The sequence below is a fragment of the Rahnella sp. GSA61A genome (genome assembly GCF_019969905.1).
GTDB classification, from domain to species: Bacteria; Pseudomonadota; Gammaproteobacteria; order Enterobacterales; family Enterobacteriaceae; genus Rahnella; species Rahnella aceris.
Genome location: NZ_JAHXYO010000015.1, coordinates 26,832 through 53,446, shown reverse-complemented (window position 1 = coordinate 53,446; position 26,615 = coordinate 26,832). Strand labels below are relative to the sequence as shown.

Genomic DNA, 26,615 nt, shown 5'->3' with positions numbered 1-26,615 from the left:
AAGATTACCGCATGATAGATATGTCCCGTCTCACCTGGTTGCTGGGCGAGCCTGTTGCCACCGGCCTGCTGAAAGCCAATCCCGAAGACTTTATTGTCGAAGAGGATCTGGGTTTTGAGCCGGATGGCGAAGGTGAACATCTGTTGGTGCGGATCCGCAAAAATGGCTGTAACACGCAGTTTGTCGCGGAACAACTGGCGCGATTTGCCAAAGTGCATCCGCGCGATGTCAGTTATGCCGGTCTCAAAGACCGCTATGCCGTTACCGAACAATGGTTTTGCCTGCATCTGCCGGGCAAGACTGATCCCGATTTAAGCCAGTTTGATCTCGAAGGCTGCGAAGTTGTCCGCGCCTCACGCCATCGCAAAAAGATGCGTATCGGTACGCTGAAAGGCAACGCGTTTACGCTGGTGCTGCGTCAGGTAAGCGATATGGCTGATGTCGAGGCGCGTCTGGAAAAAATCACCCAACAGGGCGTACCGAACTATTTCGGCACCCAGCGCTTTGGTCGTGGTGGCAATAATCTGGTGCAGGCGAAACGCTGGGCAACCAATGAAGCCCGTCCGAAAGAACGCGCGAAGCGCAGTTTTTATCTTTCCGCCAGCCGTAGTGCGATGTTCAATATCGTCGCCAGCCAGCGTCTGGCCGATGGCACCGTACGTCAGCCGATGCTGGGCGATGCCCTGCAACTGAATGGCCGTGGCAGTTGGTTTGTGGCGAAAGCCGAAGAGTTCGAATCGCTGCTACCGCGCGTTGAAAACGGTGAATTGCTGGTAACCGCACCGTTGCCGGGAGATGGCCCGCTGGGCACACTCGAAGACGCTGAAGCCTATGAGCTGGCCTGTCTGAATGGTCAGGAGGATTTACTGTCGCTGCTTAACCGTGAGAGGGTCGAACCGGCACGTCGTGCCATCATGCTGCAACCTTTGCAGATGCAATGGCAGCGCTGGGATGATGTTACTCTGGAACTCAAATTCTGGTTACCGGCCGGCAGTTATGCCACCAGCGTGGTGCGTGAACTGATGAATCTGGATGAAAGTGATGCGGATATTACTGAGTAACGACGACGGCGTACTGGCTCCGGGTATACAGGCGCTGGCGTCAGCACTGCGTGAATTTGCTTACGTGACGCTGGTGGCCCCTGATCGTAACCGTAGCGGCGCATCTAATGCGTTGACGCTGGACGGCCCGTTGCGTATTCAGTCTTACCCTAACGGGGATACCGCCGTAATTAACGGTACGCCGACCGATTGTGTGTATCTTGGCGTGAATACGCTGATGCGCCCTAAGCCAGATATCGTGGTCTCTGGCATCAATGCGGGGCCGAATCTGGGTGACGACGTCATCTATTCCGGTACGGTTGCCGCCGCGATGGAAGGCCGCCATCTGGGCTTTCCCGCGCTGGCGGTCTCACTGGACGGCCATCAGCATTATGACACGGCGGCGATCATCACCTGTCGGATCCTCAGGGCTCTGGCGCGTGAGCCTTTGCGTACTGGCAAAATTCTGAATATTAACGTCCCGGATTTGCCACTTTCGCAGATCAAGGGGATCAAGGTGACGCGTTGCGGTAGCCGTCATCCGGCCGAGCAGGTATTTTGTCAGCAGGACCCGCGTGGTCAGGACTTGTACTGGATTGGCCCGCCGGGGGATAAATTTGATGTCGCACCTGATACTGATTTTGCTGCTGTCGCGCAAGGTTATGTTTCAGTGACGCCACTTCAGGTGGATTTAACCGCCTATGCGGCTCAGGATGTCGTGGTCTCATGGTTGGAAAAGGCCGGGGTGAGCGCGAATGGTGAATAAACCGATGTACAACCTGCTGGAACAACTTCGCCAGCAGGGCATTCATGATGAAAAACTGTTGCATGCCATAGAATCTGTGCCGCGTGAGCGTTTCGTGGATGAGGCATTTCAGCATAAAGCTTACGAAAACACTGCGTTGCCTATTGGCTCCGGTCAGACCATTTCTCAGCCTTATACCGTGGCGAGAATGACCGAGCTGCTGCGCCTTGAACCGTCGTCTCGTGTGCTGGAAATTGGCACCGGGTCAGGCTATCAGACTGCGATTCTGGCACACCTGGTTGAACATGTTTTCTCGGTTGAGCGCATCAAAGGGTTGCAGTGGCAGGCCAAAAGACGCCTCAAGCAACTCGATTTGCATAATGTCTCCACCCGTCATGGTGACGGCTGGCAGGGCTGGCCTTCGCGTGGCCCGTTTGATGCCATTATTGTCACTGCTGCACCTCCTGAAATACCTCAAGATCTACTGCAACAACTCGATGATGGCGGCGTATTAATTCTGCCCGTGGGCGAAGAAAATCAAACATTGCAACGGGTCACACGACGTGGTGACGAGTTTGTTGCAGAGACTATCGAAGCCGTTCGTTTTGTCCCGCTGGTGAAAGGCGAGCTCGCCTGAAACCGGTGATAAGCCGATCCCTGCAGGACTAACCTCTTAAAATTTAAATACAACTGTTATATGGTGCTGTACTGGCGATGTTGATAGCATCCACTACAGTTTTTTATGGCACAGCGGCATTTGGGCAAAGGCCTGAATGAGCATGTTGCCTGCCCGCACCGTGTCTGATGACACGAAAAGCGCCAGCTGGCGCGGTGTGCGAGGTTAAAGAGATATTCTGAGATTGCCGTAACGGGGGAAATATGAGCACGGGAAGCCCAATAAAAACACTAAGCCGCATTGTAATGTGTACTTTTATCAGTGCCTGGATGGCGGGATGTACGAACAATTCAACGACATCTGCACCCATCAGCAGCGTTAATGGCGGCGGTGGCAGTGGCAATAGTAGTCAGAATACTCTGAATTCCACTCCGCAAATGGCGCCTGCTGTCGGCCCTGGCGGACACATTGTGTACAACCGCAGCTATAACTCAATCCCTAAGGGAAGTTACAGTGGCAGCACCTATCAGGTGAAGCGTGGCGACACTCTGTTTTATATTGCATGGATCACGGGCAATGACTTCCGCGACCTGGCCGCGCGCAATAATATCCCAGAGCCATACAGCCTCGAAGTTGGCCAGACAATCCAGATAAATAACGTCTCTTCCGCAGCAAGTACCGGGGGTGCGATAGCGGTCACAGATGCCACAAATGGCGGTGTTCCGAAAGTTCCAACCGGGGGCATGCTCACAGGTTCTGTGGTTGCATCTCAACCAACTACCACGTATTCTGATTCTTCTGGTAAACAGAATGTAGGCAAGATGTTGCCTTCATCAGGTGCAGTTACTACCACCACAACACCTGTTGCTGTAGCCAGCACTCCCGTCGCCACATCTACAAATAATGGCGGTCCGGTTTCCTCCTGGAAATGGCCGACTGACGGGAAAATTATCGATAATTTCTCAGCTTCTGAAGGGGGAAATAAGGGGATCGATATTGCTGGTTCGCGTGGACAGTCTGTCGTAGCAACCGCCTCGGGGCGTGTGGTCTACGCCGGTAATGCTCTTCGCGGTTACGGTAATCTAATCATCATCAAACACAATGATGATTACCTGAGCGCCTATGCACATAACGATACAATGCTGGTCCGGGAACAACAAGAAGTGCAGGCGGGTCAAAAAATAGCGACTATGGGTAGCACCGGAACCAGTTCAGTAAGATTGCATTTTGAAATTCGTTACAAGGGGAAATCCGTAAACCCGCTGCGTTATCTTCCGCAGCGATAAATCGGGGCAGAGCATCGATTCTGCCCTCGGGACCACGGGTAGGAGCAGCTTATGAGTCAGAATACGCTGAAAGTTAACGAGTTACATGATGATGTAGATTTCGATGAGAACAGCGCTGAAGCCTTTGACGAGAAAGCAATAGTCGAAGAGACTGCCGACAACGATGCTGAAGAAGAATTGTTGTCGCAGACTGTAAGCCAACGAGTGCTGGATGCCACTCAACTGTACCTCGGTGAAATCGGTTATTCCCCTCTGCTTACCGCAGAAGAGGAAGTTTATTTCGCACGACGCGCGCTGCGGGGAGATGTTCCTTCCCGCCGCCGTATGATTGAAAGTAATCTGCGTTTGGTGGTTAAAATTGCCCGCCGCTACAGTAACCGCGGTCTGGCACTGCTGGATTTGATCGAGGAAGGTAACCTGGGTCTGATCCGTGCGGTTGAAAAATTCGACCCTGAGCGCGGCTTCCGTTTCTCTACCTATGCAACATGGTGGATCCGTCAGACAATCGAACGGGCGATTATGAATCAAACCCGTACTATTCGTCTGCCGATTCATATCGTTAAAGAACTGAACGTTTACCTGCGTACCGCACGTGAACTTGCACATAAACTGGACCATGAACCGAGCGCTGAAGAGATTGCTGAGCAACTCGACAAACCGGTACATGACGTCAGCCGTATGTTGCGCCTGAATGAACGCATCACTTCTGTAGACACCCCATTGGGTGGTGACTCAGAGAAAGCGTTGTTAGATATTCTGGCGGATGAAAAAGACAACGGCCCGGAAGACACCACACAAGACGACGATATGAAACAGAGTATCGTGAAGTGGTTATTCGAGTTGAATGCAAAACAGCGTGAAGTGCTGGCGCGTCGTTTTGGCCTGTTAGGCTATGAAGCGGCAACGCTGGAAGATGTGGGCCGCGAAATTGGTCTGACACGTGAACGTGTTCGTCAGATTCAGGTAGAAGGTTTGCGTCGCCTGCGTGAAATCCTGCAGGGGCAAGGACTGAGTATCGAAGCACTTTTCCGTGAGTAAATAACTCACAGGCAATTGCCACAATATGCAGCATCCAATAAAAACGGTGGGTTAATCCCCACCGTTTTTTTATGCATCCGGTTCAGTTCAGCGGACGTTTACACCATATCTTTCAGACGATAGATCCATTCCAGCGCCTGACGTGGCGATAAAGAATCTGCATCCAGTGACTCCAGTGCCTCAACTGCCGGAGACACTTCTTCGGTCAGTAAAGCCAGTTGCGGACCGTCAACTTTGCTGGCGGCAGCGTTGTTCGACAACGTTTCCAGCTCTTTCAGTTTCTGACGGGCGCGCTTAATCACATCACGTGGCACACCAGCCAGTGCGGCAACGGCCAGACCATAACTCTTGCTGGCGGCGCCATCCTGTACGCTGTGCATAAACGCGATAGTGTCGCCGTGTTCGATAGCATCCAGATGCACGTTGACGGTGCCTTCCATTTTTTCCGGCAGGGTGGTCAGCTCGAAATAATGGGTGGCGAACAACGTCATGGCTTTAATACGGCTGGCGAGGTTTTCCGCACATGCCCATGCCAGCGACAAACCATCGTACGTTGATGTCCCGCGCCCGATTTCATCCATCAGCACCAGGCTGTTTTCGGTCGCGTTGTGCAGGATATTCGCCGTCTCTGTCATTTCCACCATAAAGGTCGAACGCCCGGAAGCCAGATCGTCCGCGGCACCGACACGGGTGAAGATGCGATCCACCGGCCCGATGACAGCGGCTTCCGCCGGTACATAGCTGCCGATATGCGCCATCAGAACAATCAGTGCTGCCTGGCGCATATAGGTACTTTTACCGCCCATGTTCGGACCGGTGATAATAAGCATCCGTCGCGCCGGGGACATGTTCAGCGGGTTAGAAATAAACGGTTCACTTAGCACCTGCTCAACCACCGGATGGCGACCGCCGGTAATATTAATACCCGGTTTTTCACTCATGGTCGGACAGGCGTAATTGAGCGTGTAAGCACGTTCCGCCAGATTGCTCAGCACATCCAGTTCGGCCAGTGCACTGGCGCTTTGCTGTAATGCAGACAGGTGCGGCATCAGCAAATCGAACAACTCTTCGTACAGCGCCTTTTCCAGAGACAAGGCTTTACCTTTGGAGGTCAGCACCTTGTCTTCGTACTCTTTCAGCTCAGGAATGATGTAGCGCTCGGCATTTTTCAGCGTCTGGCGACGGACGTAATGAATCGGCACCAGATGGCTCTGCCCACGGCTGACCTGAATGTAATAACCGTGAACGCCGTTGAAACCGACTTTCAGCGTATCCAGCCCCAGCTTTTCACGTTCGCGGATCTCCAGACGATCGAGATAATCCGTCGCGCCGTCTGCCAGCGCACGCCATTCATCCAGCTCAGCGTTGTAACCTGGTGCGATTACGCCACCGTCACGCACCAGAACCGGCGGGCTTTCGATCACAGCGCGTTCAAGCAGTTCCACCAGTTCGGTAAAGTCACCGGTTTGCTCCACCAGCGTTTTCACATGAGCGGCTTCGGTTCCCTGCAAGATCTCGCGGATTTCCGGCAGTTGCTGCATGGCATGACGCATACGGGCCAGATCACGCGGACGTGCGCTGCGCAGTGCCAGACGTGCCAGAATACGCTCGAGGTCGCCGACCTGACGCAGCACCGGCTGTAAATCGGCGGTGATATCCTGTAACGCACCAATCGCCTGCTGACGATGCGTCAGCAGTTTGATATCGCGGCTCGGCATGTGGATCCAGCGCTTGAGCATGCGGCTGCCCATCGGCGTTACGGCCTGATCCAGCACTGCCGCCAGCGTGTTCTCTACACCACCCGCCAGATTTTGCGTCAGCTCCAGATTACGGCGCGTGGCCGCATCCATAATAATCCCATCCTGCTGGCGCTCCATGGTGACGCCACGGATATGCGGCAGGGCGGTGCGCTGGGTATCTTTAACGTATTGCAGCAGACAACCGGCAGCACGCAGCGCCTGAGCAGCCTGCTCAACGCCGAAGCCGCTCAGATCGCGGGTACCGAATTGCAGATTAAGCTGCTGTTTCGCGGTTTCCAGCTCGAATTCCCACATCGGACGGCGGCGCAGGCCACGGCGGGAGGAAATCAGCGACATGGCTTCAAAGCTTTCCGGGTAGAGTAATTCCGCCGGATTTGTGCGCTGTAATTCGGCTGCCATGGTTTCCAGATCGTCAGGCTGTGCGACGCGGAAACGGCCGGAACTGATATCCAGCGTGGCATAACCAAACCCGCGCCCGTCCTGCCAGATAGCCGCCAGCAGGTTATCATGACGCTCGCTCAGCAATGCTTCGTCACTGACGGTGCCCGGCGTGACGATGCGTACCACTTTGCGTTCAACCGGCCCTTTACTTAGGGCCGGGTCGCCAATTTGTTCAGCAATCGCGACGGATTCCCCTAGCTGGACCAGTTTCGCCAGATAACCTTCTACCGCATGATAAGGCACGCCCGCCATCGGGATCGGCTCACCGGCAGAAGCGCCGCGTTTGGTCAGGGAGATATCCATCAGCTGAGATGCGCGTTTCGCATCGTCATAAAACAGTTCGTAAAAGTCACCCATGCGATAGAACAGCAGAACTTCCGGGTTCTCAGCTTTCAGACGCAGATACTGCTGCATCATCGGGGTGTGGGCATCCAGGTTTACATTATTTGTCATAGACTTAATCTTTTTAATCCATTTTTCGACGCGATGGGTTTAAGGATTTTTTCTGTTGCGTATCTTAGCCCAGCGGGCAAGAAGCTGTCACAACTAAAAATGGAAAGCATCGCGCAAACCAGATATGTAACACCCCCTTCGTTTGCAGAGCGTAAAGGTCAGGGGATTTGAACATGTTGCAACGGGCGTAATAATAGAGTTTTTATTTTTTTGAGAGTAATAATAAGGGGGTGATAATAATAAAAAACGTGCCGTTATATTAATGGGTTAGTTGTTCGTAATATTATTAATAATAAGTATATAAAATGAATTAAGTGTGGATATGAATGTTGTACTCCTCTGCTAGGGTGATGGCTGTTCCCGGATGACCTTATTAATACGGGATTTTCCACACTATTTATCCATCTTTGCGGAGAAGTATTATGCAATTGCAATTTAAATTAAACATGATCAACGATGCCTGGTATCCCACTCTCGATTTGAATGAGATTAAATCAACGTCTGGCGGCGCGGTTGATATTAAAGAAAAGTTAGTGATCGTATTTTCAGCACCCGGAAAAATAACTGCCGGTGATATTAATGTCGAAACCAATCCGTGGAAACCGCTCGGCACGAAAGTGGAATCCACGGAAGTTGGCGGCGGGATTTTTGATGTCAAAGTGACGATTGAGCCGACCGATGGACAGCCTGTAGGCGATGCCATTCAGAAAATTCATATGGGGCTGAACGTCTCCTCTGCGGATTCGCCTGCCTGGTCTGATTTCCGCGAAACCTTTGCGCTGGCCGCTGATGAAGAACCGGGTGTTACCGGTGAATTGTCGGTCAGTTGTCCGCCGTTGCCTGCCGGGCTGACAAATGCCGCACTCGAACTGCGTCTGGTGCGCGGCGATAAAACATTGCGCGTTTTGCCAGAGTTTGGTCACGTCTCTAAATTTTCCGTCAATGCGGGGAATTACAGTGTCTTTGCAGCAGAATTAAGCACGGAAGACGGTACTGTCCGCGTGCCTGTCAATCTCGGACAGACAGAAATCACCATTGATAAAGGCCGTACCACCTCGCTGGCCGTCACTTTCGGCGCTGTGGATCGCAGTACAACTATTGATGTGGCACTGAATTTTTCAGGCATTGCCGGTTTGCGCGATGAAGAGCTGACGCTGATTTGCAGCGAGAACGGCACAGATAAACTGAGCCTGCCAGTACGCTCCGGCCAGCAATATCGTCTGGAACATTTACCTGCTACCGGCCGCTTTGAAATCCGTATTGCCGATTTACGTCTGAACAATATTCATTATCTGTTTGATGATTACGACGGTCAGTTCGACGGCCAGTATCACAGTATTAACTTCACTCAGGCGCAGGTCAGCCAGCGTGGTGATTCACAGCCAAATGCTGCGAAGCTGACGGTCAGTGTGAAAGCGGAAAGCGCGGTCAGTAAATCCATTTCCCTGCGACTGACAGACAATTCGGCTACACCTCGTCAGTACCGCTTCGATGCGATTGCCGCGCAAAATGGCAGCATTGAGCAGCCAGTTCTGGTTGTGCCGGGTTCTTATACCGTGGTCTCGGGAACCTTTATTCACAACGGCATCGTACATTACGTGGATGTCAGCCCTCAGCCGTTACTGGTCAGCGCGAATGCACCGGCACAGCTGAATGTGACGATTGTGAAAGGGGCGAATCTGCACGTGAAAGGTTTCCCTGAGTTCCTCACCTTTGGTGCCTGCGCCAATATGGTGCCGACTAACGTGGATGATTTTGCCGCGGCGCGTGTGTCTTCAATTTTCAAATATTCCGGTGATGACGGCATGGGCGATGCGGGCGATTATCTGTCACCGTCTAAAGAACCGACGCTGCAAATTATTAAAATGGCACGGGACGTCTCCGCCAAACTGAATGAACCCGTGTTGCCGCTGATGGTGTCTTACACCTGTAACTTATCATTGGGTGATGTGCCGAATATTATTGCTGATCCGGTACGCCATAAATTCAGCTTCGCCAACTTTATTCAGTCGTTGCAAATGGCGCAATCCCAGCAGGATGCGGAACATCCGGTACCAGCCGGGTATATTGTGAATCCGGATTATCTCGGCGAATGCCAGAAATACGGTTTCCTGCCAACGTATGAAATTCCGGTTCGTCAGCCTCTGAGCGAAGCACTTGCCCACCACAATGTGAATGTGCAGGTTCCGGCAGGCATCACCAATACCCTGAAAGGCTATATCCGGGCGGTAAACTGGCTGACGCGCGTGGTTGCGCCAGACGTCGTACTCGGCTGGCAGGTCAACCTGTGGGGAGTGGCAGGTTCGCAGTGGATTTATAAAGATTTCGTCTACGATGATGTTTTTGATGCCGCTGACGGGCAACATAAAAAAATGACGGTTGATCCGTTCACTGCGGGCAGACTGACGGCGCAATATGCCTTGCTGGTCGGCGTGTTTGATGACATCGAATATATCCGTGCAGACGGTTCTCCTGACGTGGCGAAGGGCGCTGATTTTATGGCCGCTGACCGTTATGAGGCTGATGACTTCACTATCCGTTCATATGCCAATGGTTATTGTTATTCGCCATACGAATGGGAGCGTACGTTCGATTTCTGCGCATCCTTAAGTCGCCACCTGCGTCAACCGGTTCTGCCATGGCAGATCCCGGCCAGCCATCTGCCAACTTCCGCAGATGAGGTTAATGCTGATTTCAACACCCAGAACTGGGGCAGCGGCGGCAGCTACCTGATGGGGCATTCCGAAATTGGTGCCTCGGTGGATGCCATCCATGAACGCCTTCTGCCGCTGAAATTCGATGCCGCTTATGCCTCAATGATGGGCCACGACACCCGGGAACTGTTCTCCCGGCATTCATGGGATCTTTCCACACCTAAGTATCTGGATTTCCCGTCACGCGGTATTTTCCATGTCCACCTGGGCGGCGGAGCGACGACCGGGGTGATCAGCGGCGTGGGTGATGCCAGCAGCTGGATGCGCAACAAGCTGAAAGCTTATCGTGATAATCCGGTGAAATTTGAGGAAAGCAGTACGCTTAAATCAGGCAGCCAGTGGCGTTCCAAGACGCCGTCGGTGAAATAATTACGCAGTATTTTTAACACGTGCGGGTCCGTTACAGCGGGCCCGTCACTTAGAATTTTTGTGCCTTGTAAAGACGATGATTTTCAGTTTTTTCGGCTTTAATAATGCTCTACCATATCCGCACCTCTTTTATTGCATGGTTACGGATATCCGATGCGCCACCTGGCAGTCATTCTTCCCCTGGTTCTTACACTTTCTGCATGTAGCAGTAATAAGCCCGCACCTCAACCTGAAGGCCCGCGAAATCCTTTTTCCGATGGAAGAAATGCCAGTGCGAATACGGTTCCCGCTGGTGGTTTTCTGCTGCAGGCTGAGCACACCGGTGCCGTCCAGACCGGTGATTTCGCCTATGATCCGGCCATGAACCAGTTTGTTGACAAAATGGTGCGCGAGCACGGATTTGACCGTCAGCAATTGCATGATGTCCTGTCGCAAACCAAACGTCTGGGATTTGTATTACGACTGATGGATCAGCAGGCGCCATCTGGCCCGCCATCTACCGTGCCGAATGGCGCATGGAACCGCTATCGCAGCAAATTCATTACGCCGGATAACGTGCAAAACGGCGTAGTGTTCTGGAATCAGTATCAGGATGCGTTACAGCGTGCGGAACAGGTTTACGGCGTGCCGCCGGAAATCATTGTCGGGATTATCGGTGTGGAAACCCGCTGGGGACGCGTAATGGGTAAAACCCGCATAATCGATGCGCTGGCGACCTTATCCTTTGCTTATCCGCGCCGGGCAGAATATTTCTCCGGCGAGCTGGAAACCTTCCTGCTGATGTCCCGCCGTGAAGGCGATGATCCGCTGAGTTTACGTGGTTCCTTTGCGGGTGCGATGGGCTATGGCCAGTTTATGCCATCCTCTTATAAGGACTACGCTGTAGACTTTAACGGTGATGGTCATGCCAACCTGTGGGATCCGATTGATGCCATCGGCAGTGTCGCCAATTATTTCAAGGCACACGGCTGGACGAAAGGCGCACCGATTGCGGTGCCGGCAGCAGGCCAGGCGCCTCTGCTGGAGAATGGCTTCAAAACCAAGTATCCGTTGTATACGCTCAAAGCAGCGGGGCTTAGCCCGCTGGGTTCACTGGGCAATTATCAGGAAGCCAGCTTGCTGCGCCTTGATATGGGCACTAATTACCAGTACTGGTACGGATTGCCGAATTTCTACACCATCACCCGCTACAACCACAGCGTGCATTATGCGATGGCGGTATGGCAACTGGGTGAAGCGGTGAAAGCCGCGCGCTAACGCCGGTGAGTTAATCTTTCATGAGGGCCGCAGATTGTGGCCCTTCTTTTTCTTTTTATTCCAATTCTGAATACATCGCGCAAAACGCTTCGACGGGACTCACAGACCGGAAGAGAAATGCTAACATCGGGTCAGTTTCAGATGACCCGCCAGGAGGGAGTATGAGCGAAAAACGTTTACATGAACTGAGTGTGGAAATCGGGGCGGCGCTGAAAGCGAAGGGATGGTGGGTAACCTGTGCGGAATCCTGTACCGGTGGCCTGATTGCCAAAGCGATTACCGATATTGCCGGAAGCTCCGCCTGGTTTGACCGCGGATTTGTCACTTACAGCAATGCGGCCAAGCATGAATTGCTGGGCGTTTCTGAAAGCACGCTTGAGCAATATGGCGCAGTGAGTGAGCAGGTGGTGCATGAAATGGCACTGGGCGTGTTACATGCGGCGGGTGCTGATGTGGCGGTTTCGGTCAGCGGTATCGCCGGCCCTGACGGGGGTTCTGCAGAAAAGCCTGTCGGCACTGTCTGGTTTGGATTTGCCGGAAAAGACGGACGGGTTCTGACCGCGAAACAGCAGTTTTCCGGCGATCGCGAAGCAGTGCGTTTGCAAGCTGCTGTTTTTTCGTTACAAACTGCATTGCGTGAGTTTATTAAAAATTAGGCTTGATACTGTATGAGCATACAGTATAATTACTGCCAATTACCTGTACATAAATTATATTCAGTGATGCAGGCGGGATGTTCCCCTGTATCAGACGAGGAGTAAAAATGGCTATTGATGAGAACAAGCAAAAAGCGTTAGCTGCAGCACTGGGCCAGATTGAAAAGCAATTCGGTAAAGGCTCCATCATGCGTCTGGGTGAAGATCGCTCCATGGACGTCGAAACGATCTCTACCGGCTCTTTGTCTTTGGATATCGCGTTAGGTGCTGGCGGCTTGCCAATGGGCCGTATCGTTGAAATTTATGGTCCGGAATCCTCCGGTAAAACCACGCTGACTCTGCAGGTTATCGCTGCTGCACAGCGTGAAGGCAAAACCTGTGCGTTCATCGATGCAGAACACGCGCTGGACCCTATCTACGCTAAAAAACTGGGCGTCGATATCGATAACCTGCTGTGTTCTCAGCCAGATACCGGTGAACAGGCTCTGGAAATCTGTGATGCGCTGACCCGTTCAGGCGCCGTTGACGTTATCATCGTTGACTCCGTTGCCGCACTGACGCCAAAAGCTGAAATCGAAGGCGAAATTGGTGACTCTCACATGGGCCTCGCAGCTCGTATGATGAGCCAGGCGATGCGTAAGCTTGCGGGTAACCTGAAAAACGCCAATACCCTGCTGATCTTCATCAACCAGATCCGTATGAAAATCGGTGTGATGTTCGGTAACCCGGAAACCACCACCGGCGGTAACGCCCTGAAATTCTATGCCTCTGTACGTCTGGATATCCGTCGTATCGGCGCTATCAAAGAAGGTGATGTGGTTGTCGGTAGTGAAACACGTGTGAAAGTCGTGAAGAACAAAATCGCCGCACCATTTAAACAAGCTGAATTCCAGATCCTGTACGGCGAAGGTATCAACATCAACGGCGAACTGATCGACCTGGGCGTTAAGCACAAACTGATCGAGAAAGCGGGTGCATGGTACAGTTACAACGGCGAGAAGATTGGTCAGGGTAAAGCGAACTCTTGTAACTACCTCAAAGAAAACCCGAAAGTTGCTGCTGAACTGGACAAAAAACTGCGTGATATGCTGCTGAGCGGCACCGGTGAATTGAGCGTTGCGACTACTGCTGAAGACGCTGACGACAACATGGAAACCAGCGAAGAGTTTTAATTTCGCGGTTGTCTGACAAAGACATTTGAAGGGCAGGGGACTTTGTCCGCTACTTTCAACAGTCGTTAAAATGCCAGTCTGGTTTCCAGACTGGCATTTTGCATATCAGGGGGAAATCTTATGCCCGATGAAAAAATACTTAATGAAAAAATCGTCGACCTGAAAAAATTGCTGGAAGACGTTGCGCAAAACAGTGAGTCCACGCTGTTTGAGCCGCAGAAAAAAGACGGTGATGCAGCGAAAATCAACACGCTGATTAACCGCGCTATGCGCCTGCTTTCTCAGCGTGATCACGGCGAAACAGAGTTGCGCCGCAAGTTGCTTATTCCACCAATGCCTTTTGTTAAACCTCAGAATAAGAAAAACAGCTGGTCATCACGTAAAAAAGCGGAGCAAAATGCGTTTGCTGAAGAAGAGGTGGTGAGAGCTAAACCTCAGCCGCGGCCAGTGCCAGAAGAAATTGCGGAAGAACATGTGCAGGCGGTGATTGACTACTGCTATCAGCATCACTGGCTCGATGATGCCAAATTTGCCAGCCGTTATATTTCCGGTCGCAGTAACAAAGGTTACGGTGCGCAGCGCATCCGTTCGGAATTACTGCAAAAAGGCGTCGATAAAGAAATCATTACAGTGGCGCTGGAAAACACTGAGGTAGACTGGTGCGTTCTGGCGCGGGATTTGGCCGTCAGGAAATTTGGTGAAAATTTACCGACTGACTGGAAAGAAAAATCAAAAGTTCTGCGTTATTTGCTCTACCGGGGCTTCTTTCAGGAAGAAATACAGTCTATTTATCGCGATTTTGACGATTGACCGCATACGGTATTTTACTTCCCCGCGCAGAAATTTTATCTTATCCGCACTTTTTCGTTCGTGAGCTGAACAGATTGCTGCCATATGCAGCGTTATCCGGCTCAAGAGCCGTTCTTCCAGCATGATTCCGGGACATTTATGAGCAAGAGCACCGCTGAGATCCGTCAAGCGTTTCTCGATTTCTTCCATAGTAAGGGACACAACATTGTTTCAAGCAGTTCGCTTGTCCCGACAAACGATCCGACACTGTTGTTTACCAATGCCGGGATGAACCAATTTAAAGATGTTTTCCTCGGTCTGGATAAGCGTGATTACAACCGCGCCACCACATCTCAGCGTTGCGTCCGCGCAGGCGGTAAGCACAACGACCTCGAAAACGTCGGTTATACCGCACGTCACCACACCTTCTTCGAAATGCTGGGCAACTTCAGCTTCGGTGATTACTTCAAACACGATGCCATCAACTACGCCTGGGAACTACTGACCGGCGAAAACTGGTTTAATCTGCCGAAAGAGAAGTTGTGGGTCACCGTCTATGAGACTGATGACGAAGCCTTCGAAATCTGGGAAAAAGAAGTCGGCGTTCCAAAAGAACGTATTATCCGCATTGGCGATAATAAAGGCGGCGCATTTGCTTCTGATAACTTCTGGCAGATGGGCGATACCGGCCCTTGCGGCCCTTGTACCGAGATTTTCTATGATCATGGCGATCACATCTGGGGCGGTCCTCCGGGTTCTGCTGAAGAAGATGGCGACCGTTATATCGAGATCTGGAACCTGGTGTTCATGCAGTTCAACCGTCAGGCTGACGGCACCATGCTGCCACTGCCAAAACCATCCGTAGATACCGGGATGGGGCTTGAGCGTATCACTGCGGTTATGCAACATGTGAACTCAAACTACGACATCGACTTGTTCCAGAAACTGATCGCTGCGGTGGCAGAAGTCACTGGCGCGACCGATTTGAGCAACAAATCCCTGCGCGTTATTGCTGACCATATCCGTTCATGCGCATTCCTGATTGCAGATGGCGTTATCCCGTCGAATGAAAACCGTGGCTATGTGCTGCGTCGTATCATTCGTCGTGCGATCCGTCACGGCAACATGCTGGGGGCGCAAGACACGTTCTTCTACAAACTGGTTGCTCCGCTGATTGAAGTGATGGGGCCGGCTGCGACAGAACTGAAAGAACAGCAGGCGATGGTTGAGCAACTGCTGAAAACCGAAGAAGAACAGTTTGCCCGTACTCTGGAGCGCGGACTGGCGTTGCTGGACGAAGAATTGGCTGCACTGAAAGGCGACACTCTGGACGGCGAAATTGCTTTCCGTCTGTACGACACCTTTGGTTTCCCGCTGGATCTGACTGCTGACGTTTGCCGTGAACGTAATCTGAAAGTGGATGAAGCCGGTTTTGAAAAAGCGATGGATGTTCAACGCCGCCGCGCACGTGAGTCCAGCGGTTTCAGCGCAGACTACAACAGCATGGTGCGTGTTGACGGCGTGACTCAGTTCTCAGGCTACGAACATTTGCAGCGCCATTCCAAAGTCGTGGCGCTGTTTGTCGATGGGCAGCCAGTGAATGATATTCAGGCTGGCGTTAATGCTATCGTGGTTCTGGATGACACGCCGTTCTACGGTGAATCTGGTGGACAGGTTGGCGATAAAGGCATTCTGAAAACGACTACTGGCGTATTCTCTGTTTCTGATACCCAGAAATATGGAAAAGCGATCGGTCATCAGGGCGCACTGAGCGCAGGTAAACTGAGTATCGGCGACAGCGTCGAAGCAGAAGTTGATGTCGCCCGCCGTGACCGCATCCGTCTGAACCACTCGGCAACGCACTTGCTGCATGCCGCGCTGCGTCAGGTGCTGGGCAAGCACGTTGCTCAGAAAGGTTCTCTGGTTAACGATAACTATCTGCGTTTTGACTTCTCGCATTTTGAAGCAATGAAACCAGAGGAAATTCGCCAGGTAGAAGATCTGGTGAATGCCCAGATTCGTCGCAACTTGCCGATTCAGACCACCATCATGGATCTGGACGAAGCGAAAGAAAAAGGTGCAATGGCGCTGTTTGGTGAGAAATACGAAGACAGCGTTCGTGTGCTGAGCATGGGCGATTTCTCTACCGAATTGTGTGGCGGTACGCACGCCAGTCGTACCGGTGATATCGGCCTGTTCCGTATTCAGAGTGAATCCGGTACTGCAGCAGGTGTTCGTCGTATTGAAGGGATCACCGGTGAAAACGCGATTAATGCCCTGCATCAGCAAAGTGATTTGCTGCAGGATGTCGCGCATCTGGTTAAAGGGGATGTGAACAGCATCACCGATAAAATTCGTTCTCTGATTGAGCGTTCACGTACGCTGGAAAAAGAACTTCAGCAGGTGAAAGGTCAGCAAGCCGCGCAGGAAAGTGCATCACTGTCCAGCCAGGCGAAAGAAGTGAAAGGCGTTAAACTGTTGGTTCGTCAATTGGATAACGTAGAGCCTAAAATGCTGCGTACGATGGTTGATGACCTGAAAAATCAGTTAGGATCAGTGATTATTGTCCTGGCAACCATTGCCGATGACAAAGTCAGCCTGATTGCAGGTGTCACAAAGGATCTGACCGATCGTGTTAAAGCCGGTGAGCTGATTGCTTCTGTGGCACAGCAGGTCGGTGGCAAAGGTGGTGGTCGTCCTGATATGGCGCAGGCTGGCGGCAGCGATGTACAGGCATTGCCTGCCGCGCTGGCGACTGTTGAAGCCTGGGTTGAAGCTAAGCTGTAATAAGAAATAAATAGCTAACCATGAAAACGTCATAATGTATTGTGCTGTATGGCGTTTTCAGTCTTAATGGCAATGTAAGCTTCGCGATTAAAGTCGCGACAATGACGATATCGGCTAAACTTAAAGTACTCATGGCTGAAGTTGCAGGCTGCTTACATTTTATGTAGGGGTCATGGCTTACGTTTTACCCGCTTATGATCGATAATGGCCGGGAAACTGAGAGACCCGACTCTTTTAATTATTCAAGGAGCAAAGAATGCTTATTCTAACTCGCCGAGTTGGTGAAACCCTCATGATTGGCGATGAGGTTACTGTTACCGTATTAGGTGTTAAAGGTAATCAGGTGCGCATTGGTGTGAATGCGCCGAAAGAGGTCTCTGTTCACCGTGAAGAGATTTATCAGCGTATTCAGGCTGAAAAGTCACAGCAGACGAGTTACTGATTTACGAGGCGTCTCGCTAATGGCGAGGCGCTGAACCTCTTTTGTGTGTGTTATCCCTTATTCTTCCCTCGTTTTCCTGCGTTTTAGTTTTTAATTTCTTCCTGTGTCTTATCTCCTGAATTGTCTTTTTCTAAAAATGAAGGCGTTTTTTACGCGTTCGCGGCCTGTTATTGTGTTCAAACTGCTCAGGTTGCGCGTGAAATGTCCAAACGGGTGATTGTTAGGAAAAAAGGGTTTGACTTATAAGGGCCAGAAAGTAATATGTGCGCCACGCAGTGCCGATGAGCTTGAACAAAGTTAGTCAGCACACTCGCAAGAGGCGTATGGTGAGGTGGCCGAGAGGCTGAAGGCGCTCCCCTGCTAAGGGAGTATGCGGTCAAAAGCTGCATCCGGGGTTCGAATCCCCGCCTCACCGCCATTTAAAATGCACCCATAGCTCAGCTGGATAGAGTACTCGGCTACGAACCGAGCGGTCGGAAGTTCGAATCTTCCTGGGTGCACCATACTTTCCTGAATGTATGTTGATTTGCAATCAAATGAGCGTGAAGGGCAAAAGCGAAAGCTGATGTAGTACGGTAAAATGGTCAGGTAAATCTGCAGTAAGAATCAAAATGCACCCATAGCTCAGCTGGATAGAGTACTCGGCTACGAACCGAGCGGTCGGAAGTTCGAATCTTCCTGGGTGCACCATTCTTTTAGCAATTTCCGAAATAAAATCTGTAGTAACCCAATGCACCCATAGCTCAGCTGGATAGAGTACTCGGCTACGAACCGAGCGGTCGGAAGTTCGAATCTTCCTGGGTGCACCATATTTTGTGTATGTTGAAGCGATTTTTGTCTTTCAGCATTAGAAAACCCGCTTCGGCGGGTTTTTTGTTTTCTGGATTTCACGTCTGTATCTCACTCTTCTTTTTCATTTTCCTGATCTTTCTGACGTGTTCTGATGTGCTGTGCGCGTGGACAAAATGCGACTTTCTACAGACTTTGCGATAAAGTAGTTTTCCTGTTTTTTCGTGATCATGGAGCATTCGATGTACGATCGATACGAAGGGCTAATATTTGATATGGATGGCAACATATTGGATACCGAACCTACGCACCGTAAGGCATGGCATCAGGTCTTGACCAAATACAGCATGCGGTATGATGTCGACTCCATGGTCGCTCTGAATGGCTCTCCAACCTGGCGGATCGCCAAGTTTGTTATAGACAGTAATAATGTTGAGATGGACTCCCATCTTCTTGCTGCTGAGAAAACGGCTGCCGTGCAGGAAATGTTGCTCGATACCGTACGTCCTCTGCCGCTGATTGATGTCGTGAAGGCTTATCATGGCCGGCGTCCAATGGCGGTAGGAACAGGAAGTGAGCACTGGATGGCGGATGCACTCTTACGGCATTTAGGGCTGCGCGATTGCTTTGATGCGATTGTGGGGGCCAATGACGTGAAGAATCACAAACCTGCACCGGACACTTTTTTGCGTTGTGCGGAGCTGATTGGCGTGCCTCCTGAAAAATGTGTCGTCTTTGAAGATGCAGATTTTGGTATTGAGGCAGCAAAACGCGCCAATATGGATTTTGTGGACGTGCGTACGCTGTGAGCAGCGCCCTGGCGCTGGCTTCCTTATTCGGCAGCAGCTTTTTAAGTGCCACATTATTGCCTGGGAATTCAGAAGTCTTATTAGTGGCTTTATTGTCAGCTGGCAGCGCAATGCCAGCGGCACTGGTTTTGTCTGCATCAGTTGGCAATACCTTAGGTGGCATAACCAACGTCATCATCGGACGCTTTTTGTCGCAGCTTAAGCCTCAACGTGGACTCAATGTTGCACAGGGCTGGCTGAAGCGCTTCGGACCTGCGGCGTTATTGCTGAGCTGGTTACCGGTGATTGGTGATGTGTTATGCGTATTAGCAGGTTGGCTGCGAATGCCGTGGGGTCCTGTCGTCTTTTTCATGTTTATCGGAAAAGCAGTGCGTTACATCCTTTTGACTTTTGTAACGCTGGAGGGGCTCTCATGGTTCGGTTAGATTGGCATCAGCTATCAATTATGGTCACATCTATGCAGATTCAGTATGCTTGCAAATTAATGGTTTCACCAAGCGGGAGGTCAATTTGATCCCGGATGTATCTCAGGCGCTTTCCTGGCTGGAAGCCCACCCTCAGGCATTAAAAGGTATTCGTCGTGGTATCGAGCGTGAAACGCTTCGGGTTAATCCTGACGGTTCATTAGCGACTTCGGGCCACCCGGAATCTTTAGGTGCGGCTCTGACGCATCGCTGGATCACCACCGATTTTGCTGAAGCCTTATTAGAATTTATTACGCCCGTCGATGACAATATTGAACATCTGATGGCGTTTCTCCGTGACATTCATCGTCATGTGGCCCGTGAGCTTGGTGACGAGCGTATGTGGCCGTTCAGCATGCCCTGCTTTATCGAATCCGGACAGGATATCGAACTGGCGCAATATGGTTCGTCGAACATCGGGCGTTTAAAGACACTTTATCGCGAAGGCCTGAAAAACCGCTATGGCGCGCTGATGCAGGTAATTTCCGGCATCCATTACAATTTCTCGCTGCCGATGACGTTTTGGCAAGAGCGGTTGGGCGTGACTGATACGGAAAGCGGGAAAGAGGCGATCTCTGCAGGTTATTTCAAACTCATCCGTAACTATTACCGTTTCGGTTGGGTGATCCCGTATCTGTTTGGGGCTTCGCCTGCAATCTGTTCCTCATTCCTCAAAGGACGTGAAACGGATCTGCCTTTCGAATATACCGAAGGTGGATTGTGTTATCTGCCTTATGCGACATCACTGCGTCTGAGTGATTTAGGGTATACCAATAAGTCACAGAGCAATCTGGGCATCACTTTTAATGATCTGAACACCTACGTTCAGGGCGTGAAGAGAGCGATCCGCACACCGTCTGCTGAATATGCGGAAATGGGTGTGAAAAAAGACGGGAAATACCTTCAGCTGAACACCAATGTGTTACAGATTGAGAACGAACTTTATGCGCCAATCCGTCCTAAACGGGTCACCAAATCGGGTGAAACACCTTCGGATGCGCTGATGCGCAGCGGGATCGAATATATTGAAGTCCGCTCGCTGGACGTCAACCCGTTCTCTCCGGTGGGTATTGATGCAACCCAGGCGCGTTTCCTGGATCTGTTTTTGGTATGGTGTGCTTTAGCGGATGCGCCGGAAATGAACAGCGATGAGCTGCTTTGTACGCGTAAAAACTGGAACCGTGTGATCCTCGAAGGACGTAAACCGGGCCAGACGATTGGTATCGGGTGTAACGATGAACGTCAGCCGTTAGCCAGCGTTGGCAATGCGTTGTTTGCTGATCTGAATCGGGTAGCTCAGATCATGGATAACCAAAACGGTGATCATCTCTATCAGGATGTTTGTAAAAAGCTGGTTGCTGCGTTTGATGATCCTGAACTGACTTACTCTGCCCGCATCCTCAAGGATCTGAAACAGCAGGGCGTCGGTAACCTCGGGCTGGAACTGGCAGAAAAATATCGTCAGATGCTGGTGAGTGAACCGCTGGAAGTGTTGGATGAAAGCGCTCTGATGGCTGAACAGGATGGTTCATGGCAGCGTCAGCGCACACTGGAAGCCAGTGATAAGCTAAGCTTTGAAGAATACCTGGCTGCGAATGCAGGCAGTAGCAATGAGTAGAAAAGAAAAAGGCCACAATTAATGTGGCCAAATAAACATCTCTGTTTACAGGGATGATGATAACAAATGCGCGTCTTTCACTAATTAAGACCCGCATGCTGGGAAAAGGTTTCCTGAGTTCGTAAAAAAAATTAATTTATTTAGGAGAGGTGACGATATGCCACTGTTGGATAGCTTTACCGTAGACCATACCCGTATGGCAGCACCTGCTGTTCGCGTCGCAAAAACCATGAAAACCCCGCACGGGGACACGATCACTGTGTTCGATCTGCGTTTCTGCCGCCCGAATATTGAAGTGATGCCGGAACGTGGTATCCACACGCTCGAGCACCTGTTCGCGGGTTTCATGCGTAATCATCTGAACGGTAACGGTGTTGAAATCATTGATATTTCTCCGATGGGTTGCCGTACCGGTTTTTACATGAGCCTGATTGGTGTGCCGGAAGAGCAACGGGTTGCTGACTCCTGGAAAGCAGCGATGGCTGACGTTCTGAAAGTGAAAGAGCAGCGCCAGATCCCTGAGCTGAATGAATACCAGTGCGGGACTTACGAAATGCATTCCCTGAAAGAAGCCCAGGAAATTGCACAGCACATTCTCGATCATGATGTTGTTGTGAACCATAACGATGATCTGGCTCTGCCAAAAGAGAAATTGTCCGAACTGCACATCTAGTTTTTAGTTTGTGCGGATGACAAAAAAGACGCGAAATTCGCGTCTTTTTTATGTCTGAAATTCAGAGGATTAGCGCTGATTCACACTGCTTTGCAACGGTTGTAACGGACGGACCTGCACCTGTTTGATCATGTTGTCCTGAACATCCAGGATCTCAACTTCATAGTCCTCAATGCGCAGATTAGTACCGATTGTCGGGATCTCTTCCAGCACTTCCAGCAGCATGCCGTTGATAGTTCTCGCTTCTTCGGCTGGCAGATGCCAGTTAAAGGCTTTATTCAGTTCCCGCACGTTCGCGCTGCCTTCGATCAGTACTGAACCATCACTTTGCGGCGTGACTTCTTCTGCCAGCGTTGGCGACATCGACGTCGTGAAATCACCGACGATTTCTTCGAGGATATCCTCAACCGTTACCAGCCCCTGAATATCACCGTATTCATCAACCACGATGCCCACTTTCTTTTTATTTCGCTGGAATTTTACCAGCTGAATATTCAGCGGCGTGCCTTCCGGAATGTAGTAAATCTCGTCAGCGGCGCGCAGCAGATTTTCTTTGGTGAACTCTTTTTTCTCGGTCATCAGGCGATAAGCTTCGCGCAAACGAAGCATCCCAATAGCGTCGTCGAGTGAGTCTCGGTAAAGCACAATACGGCCATGAGGTGAGTGGGTAAGCTGACGAATAATCGATTTCCAGTCGTCATTGATATCAATACCGACGATTTCATTGCGCGGAACCATGATGTCATCAACAGAGACTTTCTCAAGATCAAGCACGGAAAGCAGCATGTCCTGATTCCGGCGCGAGATATTCGAGCGTGACTCGTTCACGATGGAACGCAGCTCTTCTTTACTGACGGCGTCACTGAGGCTTGTGGTGGTTTTGATACCAAACATTCGCATCAGCAAACGCGAGAGACTGTTAAGGATCCACACCAGCGGCATCATAATGGTTTGCAGCGGACGCAACAAAATGCTGCTCGGAAACGCGATGCGTTCAGGATTCAGGGCGGCAAATGTTTTAGGCAGCACTTCTGCAAACAGCAGTACGACAAATGTCAGTACACCCGTGGCAATCGCTACACCGGCATCGCCGTAAAGACGGATGCCCACAATGGTTGCCAGAGCGGAAGCAAGGATGTTGACCAGGTTGTTACCGATAAGTACCAGACTGATCAGCTGGTCCGGGCGTTTTAACAGCTTTTCGACGCGCCGCGCCGCGCGGTTACCCTGTTTAGCCAGGTGACGTAACCGGTAACGGTTGAGTGTCATCATACCGGTTTCGGAGGCTGAAAAATAAGCCGAAACCACCACCATGATGATCAATGTGATGATCAGGGTTGTTGTTGAGACGTGCTCCAACGGGTATTCCTTTTAATTAATGAACCATGATTTGCTGGATCAGGCGACTGCCAAAATAGGCAAGAGTAAGCAGGATGGCGCCCGCCATGCTGAACCATACCACGCGACGGCCACGCCAGCCTTCGTGATAATGGCCCCACAGCAGAACGATATAAACAAACCATGCCAGTATCGATAAGACAGCCTTGTCGATATTCTCTGGGCTGAACAGGTTGTTCAGATAAAGTAATCCGGTGCACAACGTCAGCGTCAGTAAAATAACGCCAATCTGAGTGATGTGAAAAAGTTTGCGTTCAATACTCATTAACGGCGGCATATCAGCCGTAAACGTCAGGCGTTTATTCTTTAGCTGATAATCCAGCCACGCCAGTTGCAACGCGTAAAGGGCGGCAATCATCAGCGTGGCATAAGAGAATAATGCCAGGCCGATATGTACCAGTAAGCCTTTGCTTTCTTCAAGATGCGTGATGAATTCGCCAGGAAGAAACGTCACGAACGCCAGATTGATCAGCGAAAAGCTGTAAACAATTGGCAAAACAAACCAGCCGCGATTGCGCGAGGCTACGATGGTCATCACCGTTCCGATGATTAAACTGACCACCGAACCGATATTGACCAGGCTGAGGTTCTGGCCGGTGCTGACGTCGAAAATACGTTGCTGCAATGCGACAGCGTGGCAAACAAGTGCCACCACAACGGAAATCAGTGCTAAACGCCGGTATGCGCTGTTCTTCCGGATGATGCTCGGAATGATCAGTGCAAGGCTGAGCAGATAGGCCAACATGGCGACGAGAGCAAAAACTGACATAGCGTTTCGGTAGCATCGAAAAGTGAATGAGAACCGCAGTATAACGTTACCCGCGTCACGCTCCAACCTATCTGAGATGCCAAAGCAGAGATCGTCCGCGCTTCGTGTTATAATCCCGCAATTACGTCGCAAAAGCGGCCTGTCATTACGTTGAGCAAGAGACGATGTTTGAGAATTTAAGCGATCGATTGTCGCGCACACTGCGCAATATCAGCGGCCGCGGGCGGCTGACCGAAGAAAATATCAAAGAGACATTACGTGAAGTGCGTATGGCCTTACTGGAAGCGGACGTTGCGCTGCCGGTCGTACGTGACTTCATCAGCCGGGTGAAGGAAAGCGCTGTTGGCCATGAGGTCAATAAGAGTCTGACGCCGGGGCAGGAATTCGTCAAAATTGTCCAGAAAGAACTGGAAACTGCGATGGGCGAGGCGAACACCGAGCTTAACTTAGCGGCGCAGCCTCCGGCCGTGGTTCTTATGGCGGGTTTACAAGGTGCAGGTAAAACAACCAGCGTCGGTAAACTGGCGAAATTCCTGAAAGAAAAGAAAAAGAAAAAAGTACTGGTGGTGTCCGCCGACGTTTATCGCCCTGCGGCGATCAAACAGCTGGAAACCCTGGCGCAGCAAGTTGAAGTGGATTTCTTCCCGTCTGATGCACAGGAGAAGCCGGTTGATATCGTTAGCCGCGCCCTGCAGCAGGCGAAACTGAAATTCTACGACGTGCTGATTGTCGATACCGCCGGCCGTTTACACGTCGACGAAGCGATGATGGACGAAATCAAACAGGTACATGCCGCGATTAATCCGGTTGAAACCCTGTTTGTGGTCGATGCTATGACCGGTCAGGATGCCGCGAATACCGCGAAAGCGTTTAATGAGGCGCTGCCGTTGACCGGTGTGATCCTGACAAAAGTCGACGGTGATGCCCGCGGCGGTGCTGCGCTGTCGATTCGTCACATCACCGGCAAGCCGATTAAATTCCTGGGTATGGGTGAAAAAACCGATGCGCTGGAGCCGTTTCATCCGGATCGTATTGCCTCCCGTATTCTGGGTATGGGCGACGTTCTCTCTCTTATCGAAGATATTGAGAGCAAAGTTGACCGCGCGCAGGCTGAAAAACTGGCCAGCAAACTCAAGAAAGGCGACGGCTTTGACCTGACCGATTTTCTCGAGCAGCTCAAGCAAATGCGTAATATGGGCGGCATGGCGAGTATGATGAGCAAACTGCCGGGTGTCGGTCAGTTGCCGGATAACGTCAAATCCCAGATGGATGACAAAGTGCTGGTGCGGATGGAAGCGATCATCAACTCGATGACGCTGAAAGAGCGCGCTAAGCCAGAAATTATTAAAGGTTCCCGTAAGCGTCGTATCGCGATGGGTTCCGGCATGCAAGTGCAGGACGTCAACCGCTTACTTAAGCAGTTCGACGATATGCAGCGCATGATGAAGAAAATGAAGAGTGGCGGCATGGCGAAAATGATGCGTGGCATGAAAGGTATGATGCCACCAGGTTTCCCTGGCCGTTAATCGACGTCACTGCCTATATATCAGCCATATAGGTGGCTCATGCAAAATGGTGGCTAAGGTTTCTACGCTTTAGATTGCTTTTTGCGCCAAAATGAGTAAAATTTTCGGGCTTTTTATATTGCAACCAGACCCCGTTCCCCGATGGGGTCTGGTTGTTTTATTAACTAAAGAGGATGTTATGGTAACAATTCGTTTAGCACGTGGCGGCGCAAAAAAGCGTCCGTTTTATCAAGTAGTAGTGACCGACAGCCGCAACGCTCGTGACGGTCGTTTCATCGAACGCGTAGGTTTCTTCAACCCATTGGCTTCTGGCCAGGCTGAAGCACTGCGTATGGATCTGGACCGTGTTGCCCATTGGGTTGGTCTGGGTGCTACCGTTTCTGATCGCGTTTCTGCGCTGATCAAAGACGCTAAGAAAGCAGCTTAATCTGTCGCGGTGGTGGCAATGAGCAAGCAATCCAATCCAGTGGTACCCGCTGAGCCGTTAGTTCTTGGCAAAATGGGTTCAACGTACGGCATTCGTGGTTGGCTCAGAGTGTTTTCATCCACCGAAGACGCTGAAAGCATCTTTGACTACCAGCCCTGGTTTATCCAGCGTGCCGGTAAGTGGCAAGTTGTCGAGCTGGAAGGCTGGAAACGCCACACTCAGGACCTGATTATCAAAGTCAAAGGCGTTGATGATCGGGATGCCGCGAATCTTCTGACTAATTGCGAAATTGTCGTCGATTCAAAGCAACTGCCTCCACTGGAAGACGGTGACTACTACTGGAAAGACCTTTTCGGTTGCCAGGTAGTGACAACTTCCGGTTACGAACTGGGCAAAATCATCGATATGATGGAAACCGGTTCTAACGATGTGATGGTAGTTAAAGCCAACCTGAAAGATGCCTTCGGACTCAAGGAGCGGTTGATTCCGTTCCTCGATGGGCAGGTTATCAAGAAAGTCGATCTCGCTACTCGCACTGTTGAAGTAGATTGGGATCCTGGTTTTTGACCTCCGTAGT

22 protein-coding genes and 4 tRNA genes are annotated in these 26,615 nt (G+C 51.1%); 23 read left to right on the top strand and 3 right to left on the bottom strand.

The window, feature by feature from the left end:
* The first annotated feature begins 14 nt into the window (after positions 1 to 14).
* The 5 genes from truD to rpoS all read left to right on the top strand — a co-directional run bounded on the left by truD (position 15) and on the right by rpoS (position 4,725).
* On the top strand, positions 15 to 1,061 hold the full coding sequence (gene truD, locus LC431_RS18265) for a tRNA pseudouridine(13) synthase TruD (RefSeq protein ID WP_223510155.1): 1,047 nt from the start codon (positions 15 to 17) through the stop codon (positions 1,059 to 1,061).
* Entirely contained in the window at positions 1,042 to 1,806 is a 765-nt protein-coding gene (gene surE, locus LC431_RS18260; protein WP_223510148.1) for a 5'/3'-nucleotidase SurE, read from the top strand. The genes truD and surE overlap by 20 nt, the downstream gene beginning before the upstream one ends.
* Positions 1,796 to 2,422, top strand: a complete 627-nt coding sequence (locus LC431_RS18255) for a protein-L-isoaspartate(D-aspartate) O-methyltransferase (protein ID WP_013574017.1) — start codon at positions 1,796 to 1,798, stop codon at positions 2,420 to 2,422. The genes surE and LC431_RS18255 overlap by 11 nt, the downstream gene beginning before the upstream one ends.
* A gap of 242 nt (positions 2,423 to 2,664) precedes the next feature.
* Complete coding sequence (nlpD, locus tag LC431_RS18250; protein WP_013574018.1) at positions 2,665 to 3,687, top strand: murein hydrolase activator NlpD; 1,023 nt, start codon at positions 2,665 to 2,667, stop codon at positions 3,685 to 3,687.
* Between the two features lie 51 nt (positions 3,688 to 3,738).
* A complete protein-coding gene (rpoS, locus tag LC431_RS18245) occupies positions 3,739 to 4,725 on the top strand; it encodes an RNA polymerase sigma factor RpoS (protein WP_013574019.1) in 987 nt (328 codons plus the stop codon).
* Positions 4,726 to 4,823: 98 nt separating this feature from the next.
* Here rpoS and mutS read toward each other — a convergent pair whose 3' ends face one another.
* Complete coding sequence (gene mutS, locus LC431_RS18240; protein WP_013574020.1) at positions 4,824 to 7,379, bottom strand: DNA mismatch repair protein MutS; 2,556 nt, start codon at positions 7,377 to 7,379, stop codon at positions 4,824 to 4,826.
* Between the two features lie 422 nt (positions 7,380 to 7,801).
* Here mutS and LC431_RS18235 point away from each other — a divergent pair, with 422 nt between their 5' ends.
* The 15 genes from LC431_RS18235 to luxS all read left to right on the top strand — a co-directional run bounded on the left by LC431_RS18235 (position 7,802) and on the right by luxS (position 21,918).
* Positions 7,802 to 10,462 (top strand): hypothetical protein, encoded by a 2,661-nt coding sequence (locus tag LC431_RS18235; RefSeq protein ID WP_013574021.1) that lies wholly within the window; start codon positions 7,802 to 7,804, stop codon positions 10,460 to 10,462.
* Between the two features lie 153 nt (positions 10,463 to 10,615).
* Positions 10,616 to 11,719 carry a lytic murein transglycosylase B gene (gene mltB / locus LC431_RS18230; protein WP_013574022.1) on the top strand — a complete coding sequence of 368 codons (1,104 nt, stop codon included), beginning with the start codon at positions 10,616 to 10,618 and terminating at the stop codon, positions 11,717 to 11,719.
* 161 nt (positions 11,720 to 11,880) lie between these two features.
* A complete protein-coding gene (gene pncC, locus LC431_RS18225) occupies positions 11,881 to 12,375 on the top strand; it encodes a nicotinamide-nucleotide amidase (protein WP_013574023.1) in 495 nt (164 codons plus the stop codon).
* Positions 12,376 to 12,482: 107 nt separating this feature from the next.
* Positions 12,483 to 13,547, top strand: coding sequence for a recombinase RecA (gene recA, locus LC431_RS18220; protein WP_013574024.1), 1,065 nt, complete (start codon positions 12,483 to 12,485; stop codon positions 13,545 to 13,547).
* 171 nt (positions 13,548 to 13,718) lie between these two features.
* Positions 13,719 to 14,357, top strand: coding sequence for a recombination regulator RecX (gene recX, locus LC431_RS18215; protein WP_370447458.1), 639 nt, complete (start codon positions 13,719 to 13,721; stop codon positions 14,355 to 14,357).
* A 138-nt stretch (positions 14,358 to 14,495) separates the two neighbouring features.
* Complete coding sequence (gene alaS / locus LC431_RS18210; RefSeq protein WP_015689392.1) at positions 14,496 to 17,123, top strand: alanine--tRNA ligase; 2,628 nt, start codon at positions 14,496 to 14,498, stop codon at positions 17,121 to 17,123.
* A gap of 256 nt (positions 17,124 to 17,379) precedes the next feature.
* A complete protein-coding gene (csrA, locus tag LC431_RS18205; protein WP_013574027.1) occupies positions 17,380 to 17,565 on the top strand; it encodes a carbon storage regulator CsrA in 186 nt (61 codons plus the stop codon).
* Positions 17,566 to 17,890: 325 nt separating this feature from the next.
* Positions 17,891 to 17,983 (top strand) — tRNA-Ser (locus tag LC431_RS18200).
* Between the two features lie 8 nt (positions 17,984 to 17,991).
* Positions 17,992 to 18,068 (top strand) — tRNA-Arg (locus tag LC431_RS18195).
* 110 nt (positions 18,069 to 18,178) lie between these two features.
* Positions 18,179 to 18,255 (top strand) — tRNA-Arg (locus tag LC431_RS18190).
* A 42-nt stretch (positions 18,256 to 18,297) separates the two neighbouring features.
* Positions 18,298 to 18,374 (top strand) — tRNA-Arg (locus LC431_RS18185).
* 222 nt (positions 18,375 to 18,596) lie between these two features.
* Positions 18,597 to 19,163 (top strand): fructose-1-phosphate/6-phosphogluconate phosphatase, encoded by a 567-nt coding sequence (yqaB, locus tag LC431_RS18180; protein WP_223510147.1) that lies wholly within the window; start codon positions 18,597 to 18,599, stop codon positions 19,161 to 19,163.
* The gene (locus tag LC431_RS18175) at positions 19,160 to 19,588 is read left to right on the top strand and encodes a YqaA family protein (protein WP_223510146.1); all 429 of its coding nucleotides are present in this window, start codon (positions 19,160 to 19,162) and stop codon (positions 19,586 to 19,588) included. The genes yqaB and LC431_RS18175 overlap by 4 nt, the downstream gene beginning before the upstream one ends.
* A gap of 85 nt (positions 19,589 to 19,673) precedes the next feature.
* Entirely contained in the window at positions 19,674 to 21,245 is a 1,572-nt protein-coding gene (gene gshA, locus LC431_RS18170; protein WP_223510145.1) for a glutamate--cysteine ligase, read from the top strand.
* A gap of 157 nt (positions 21,246 to 21,402) precedes the next feature.
* The gene (gene luxS, locus LC431_RS18165) at positions 21,403 to 21,918 is read left to right on the top strand and encodes an S-ribosylhomocysteine lyase (RefSeq protein ID WP_013574031.1); all 516 of its coding nucleotides are present in this window, start codon (positions 21,403 to 21,405) and stop codon (positions 21,916 to 21,918) included.
* Positions 21,919 to 21,987: 69 nt separating this feature from the next.
* Here luxS and LC431_RS18160 read toward each other — a convergent pair whose 3' ends face one another.
* Positions 21,988 to 23,277 carry an HlyC/CorC family transporter gene (locus tag LC431_RS18160; RefSeq protein WP_013574032.1) on the bottom strand — a complete coding sequence of 430 codons (1,290 nt, stop codon included), beginning with the start codon at positions 23,275 to 23,277 and terminating at the stop codon, positions 21,988 to 21,990.
* A gap of 16 nt (positions 23,278 to 23,293) precedes the next feature.
* Positions 23,294 to 24,085, bottom strand: a complete 792-nt coding sequence (locus LC431_RS18155) for an inner membrane protein YpjD (RefSeq protein ID WP_013574033.1) — start codon at positions 24,083 to 24,085, stop codon at positions 23,294 to 23,296.
* 164 nt (positions 24,086 to 24,249) lie between these two features.
* Here LC431_RS18155 and ffh point away from each other — a divergent pair, with 164 nt between their 5' ends.
* From ffh to rimM, 3 genes are all read left to right on the top strand, one after another.
* Positions 24,250 to 25,611, top strand: coding sequence for a signal recognition particle protein (gene ffh, locus LC431_RS18150; RefSeq protein ID WP_013574034.1), 1,362 nt, complete (start codon positions 24,250 to 24,252; stop codon positions 25,609 to 25,611).
* Positions 25,612 to 25,789: 178 nt separating this feature from the next.
* Positions 25,790 to 26,038 (top strand): 30S ribosomal protein S16, encoded by a 249-nt coding sequence (gene rpsP, locus LC431_RS18145; RefSeq protein WP_015689395.1) that lies wholly within the window; start codon positions 25,790 to 25,792, stop codon positions 26,036 to 26,038.
* A gap of 18 nt (positions 26,039 to 26,056) precedes the next feature.
* A complete protein-coding gene (gene rimM / locus LC431_RS18140; protein ID WP_013574036.1) occupies positions 26,057 to 26,605 on the top strand; it encodes a ribosome maturation factor RimM in 549 nt (182 codons plus the stop codon).
* Positions 26,606 to 26,615 lie beyond the last annotated feature (10 nt).

Excerpts from the sequence above, each read along its gene's own strand:
- mltB (WP_013574022.1), top strand. The coding sequence starts at position 10,616 with ATGCGCCACCTGGCAGTCATTCTTCCCCTGGTTCTTACACTTTCTGCA.
- surE (WP_223510148.1), top strand. The coding sequence starts at position 1,042 with ATGCGGATATTACTGAGTAACGACGACGGCGTACTGGCTCCGGGTATA.
- mutS (WP_013574020.1), bottom strand. The coding sequence starts at position 7,379 with ATGACAAATAATGTAAACCTGGATGCCCACACCCCGATGATGCAGCAG.
- LC431_RS18235 (WP_013574021.1), top strand. The coding sequence starts at position 7,802 with ATGCAATTGCAATTTAAATTAAACATGATCAACGATGCCTGGTATCCC.
- rpoS (WP_013574019.1), top strand. The coding sequence starts at position 3,739 with ATGAGTCAGAATACGCTGAAAGTTAACGAGTTACATGATGATGTAGAT.
- rpsP (WP_015689395.1), top strand. The coding sequence starts at position 25,790 with ATGGTAACAATTCGTTTAGCACGTGGCGGCGCAAAAAAGCGTCCGTTT.
- ffh (WP_013574034.1), top strand. The coding sequence starts at position 24,250 with ATGTTTGAGAATTTAAGCGATCGATTGTCGCGCACACTGCGCAATATC.
- csrA (WP_013574027.1), top strand. The coding sequence starts at position 17,380 with ATGCTTATTCTAACTCGCCGAGTTGGTGAAACCCTCATGATTGGCGAT.
- nlpD (WP_013574018.1), top strand. The coding sequence starts at position 2,665 with ATGAGCACGGGAAGCCCAATAAAAACACTAAGCCGCATTGTAATGTGT.
- luxS (WP_013574031.1), top strand. The coding sequence starts at position 21,403 with ATGCCACTGTTGGATAGCTTTACCGTAGACCATACCCGTATGGCAGCA.
- recA (WP_013574024.1), top strand. The coding sequence starts at position 12,483 with ATGGCTATTGATGAGAACAAGCAAAAAGCGTTAGCTGCAGCACTGGGC.
- yqaB (WP_223510147.1), top strand. The coding sequence starts at position 18,597 with ATGTACGATCGATACGAAGGGCTAATATTTGATATGGATGGCAACATA.
- LC431_RS18255 (WP_013574017.1), top strand. The coding sequence starts at position 1,796 with ATGGTGAATAAACCGATGTACAACCTGCTGGAACAACTTCGCCAGCAG.
- rimM (WP_013574036.1), top strand. The coding sequence starts at position 26,057 with ATGAGCAAGCAATCCAATCCAGTGGTACCCGCTGAGCCGTTAGTTCTT.
- LC431_RS18155 (WP_013574033.1), bottom strand. The coding sequence starts at position 24,085 with ATGTCAGTTTTTGCTCTCGTCGCCATGTTGGCCTATCTGCTCAGCCTT.
- alaS (WP_015689392.1), top strand. The coding sequence starts at position 14,496 with ATGAGCAAGAGCACCGCTGAGATCCGTCAAGCGTTTCTCGATTTCTTC.
- pncC (WP_013574023.1), top strand. The coding sequence starts at position 11,881 with ATGAGCGAAAAACGTTTACATGAACTGAGTGTGGAAATCGGGGCGGCG.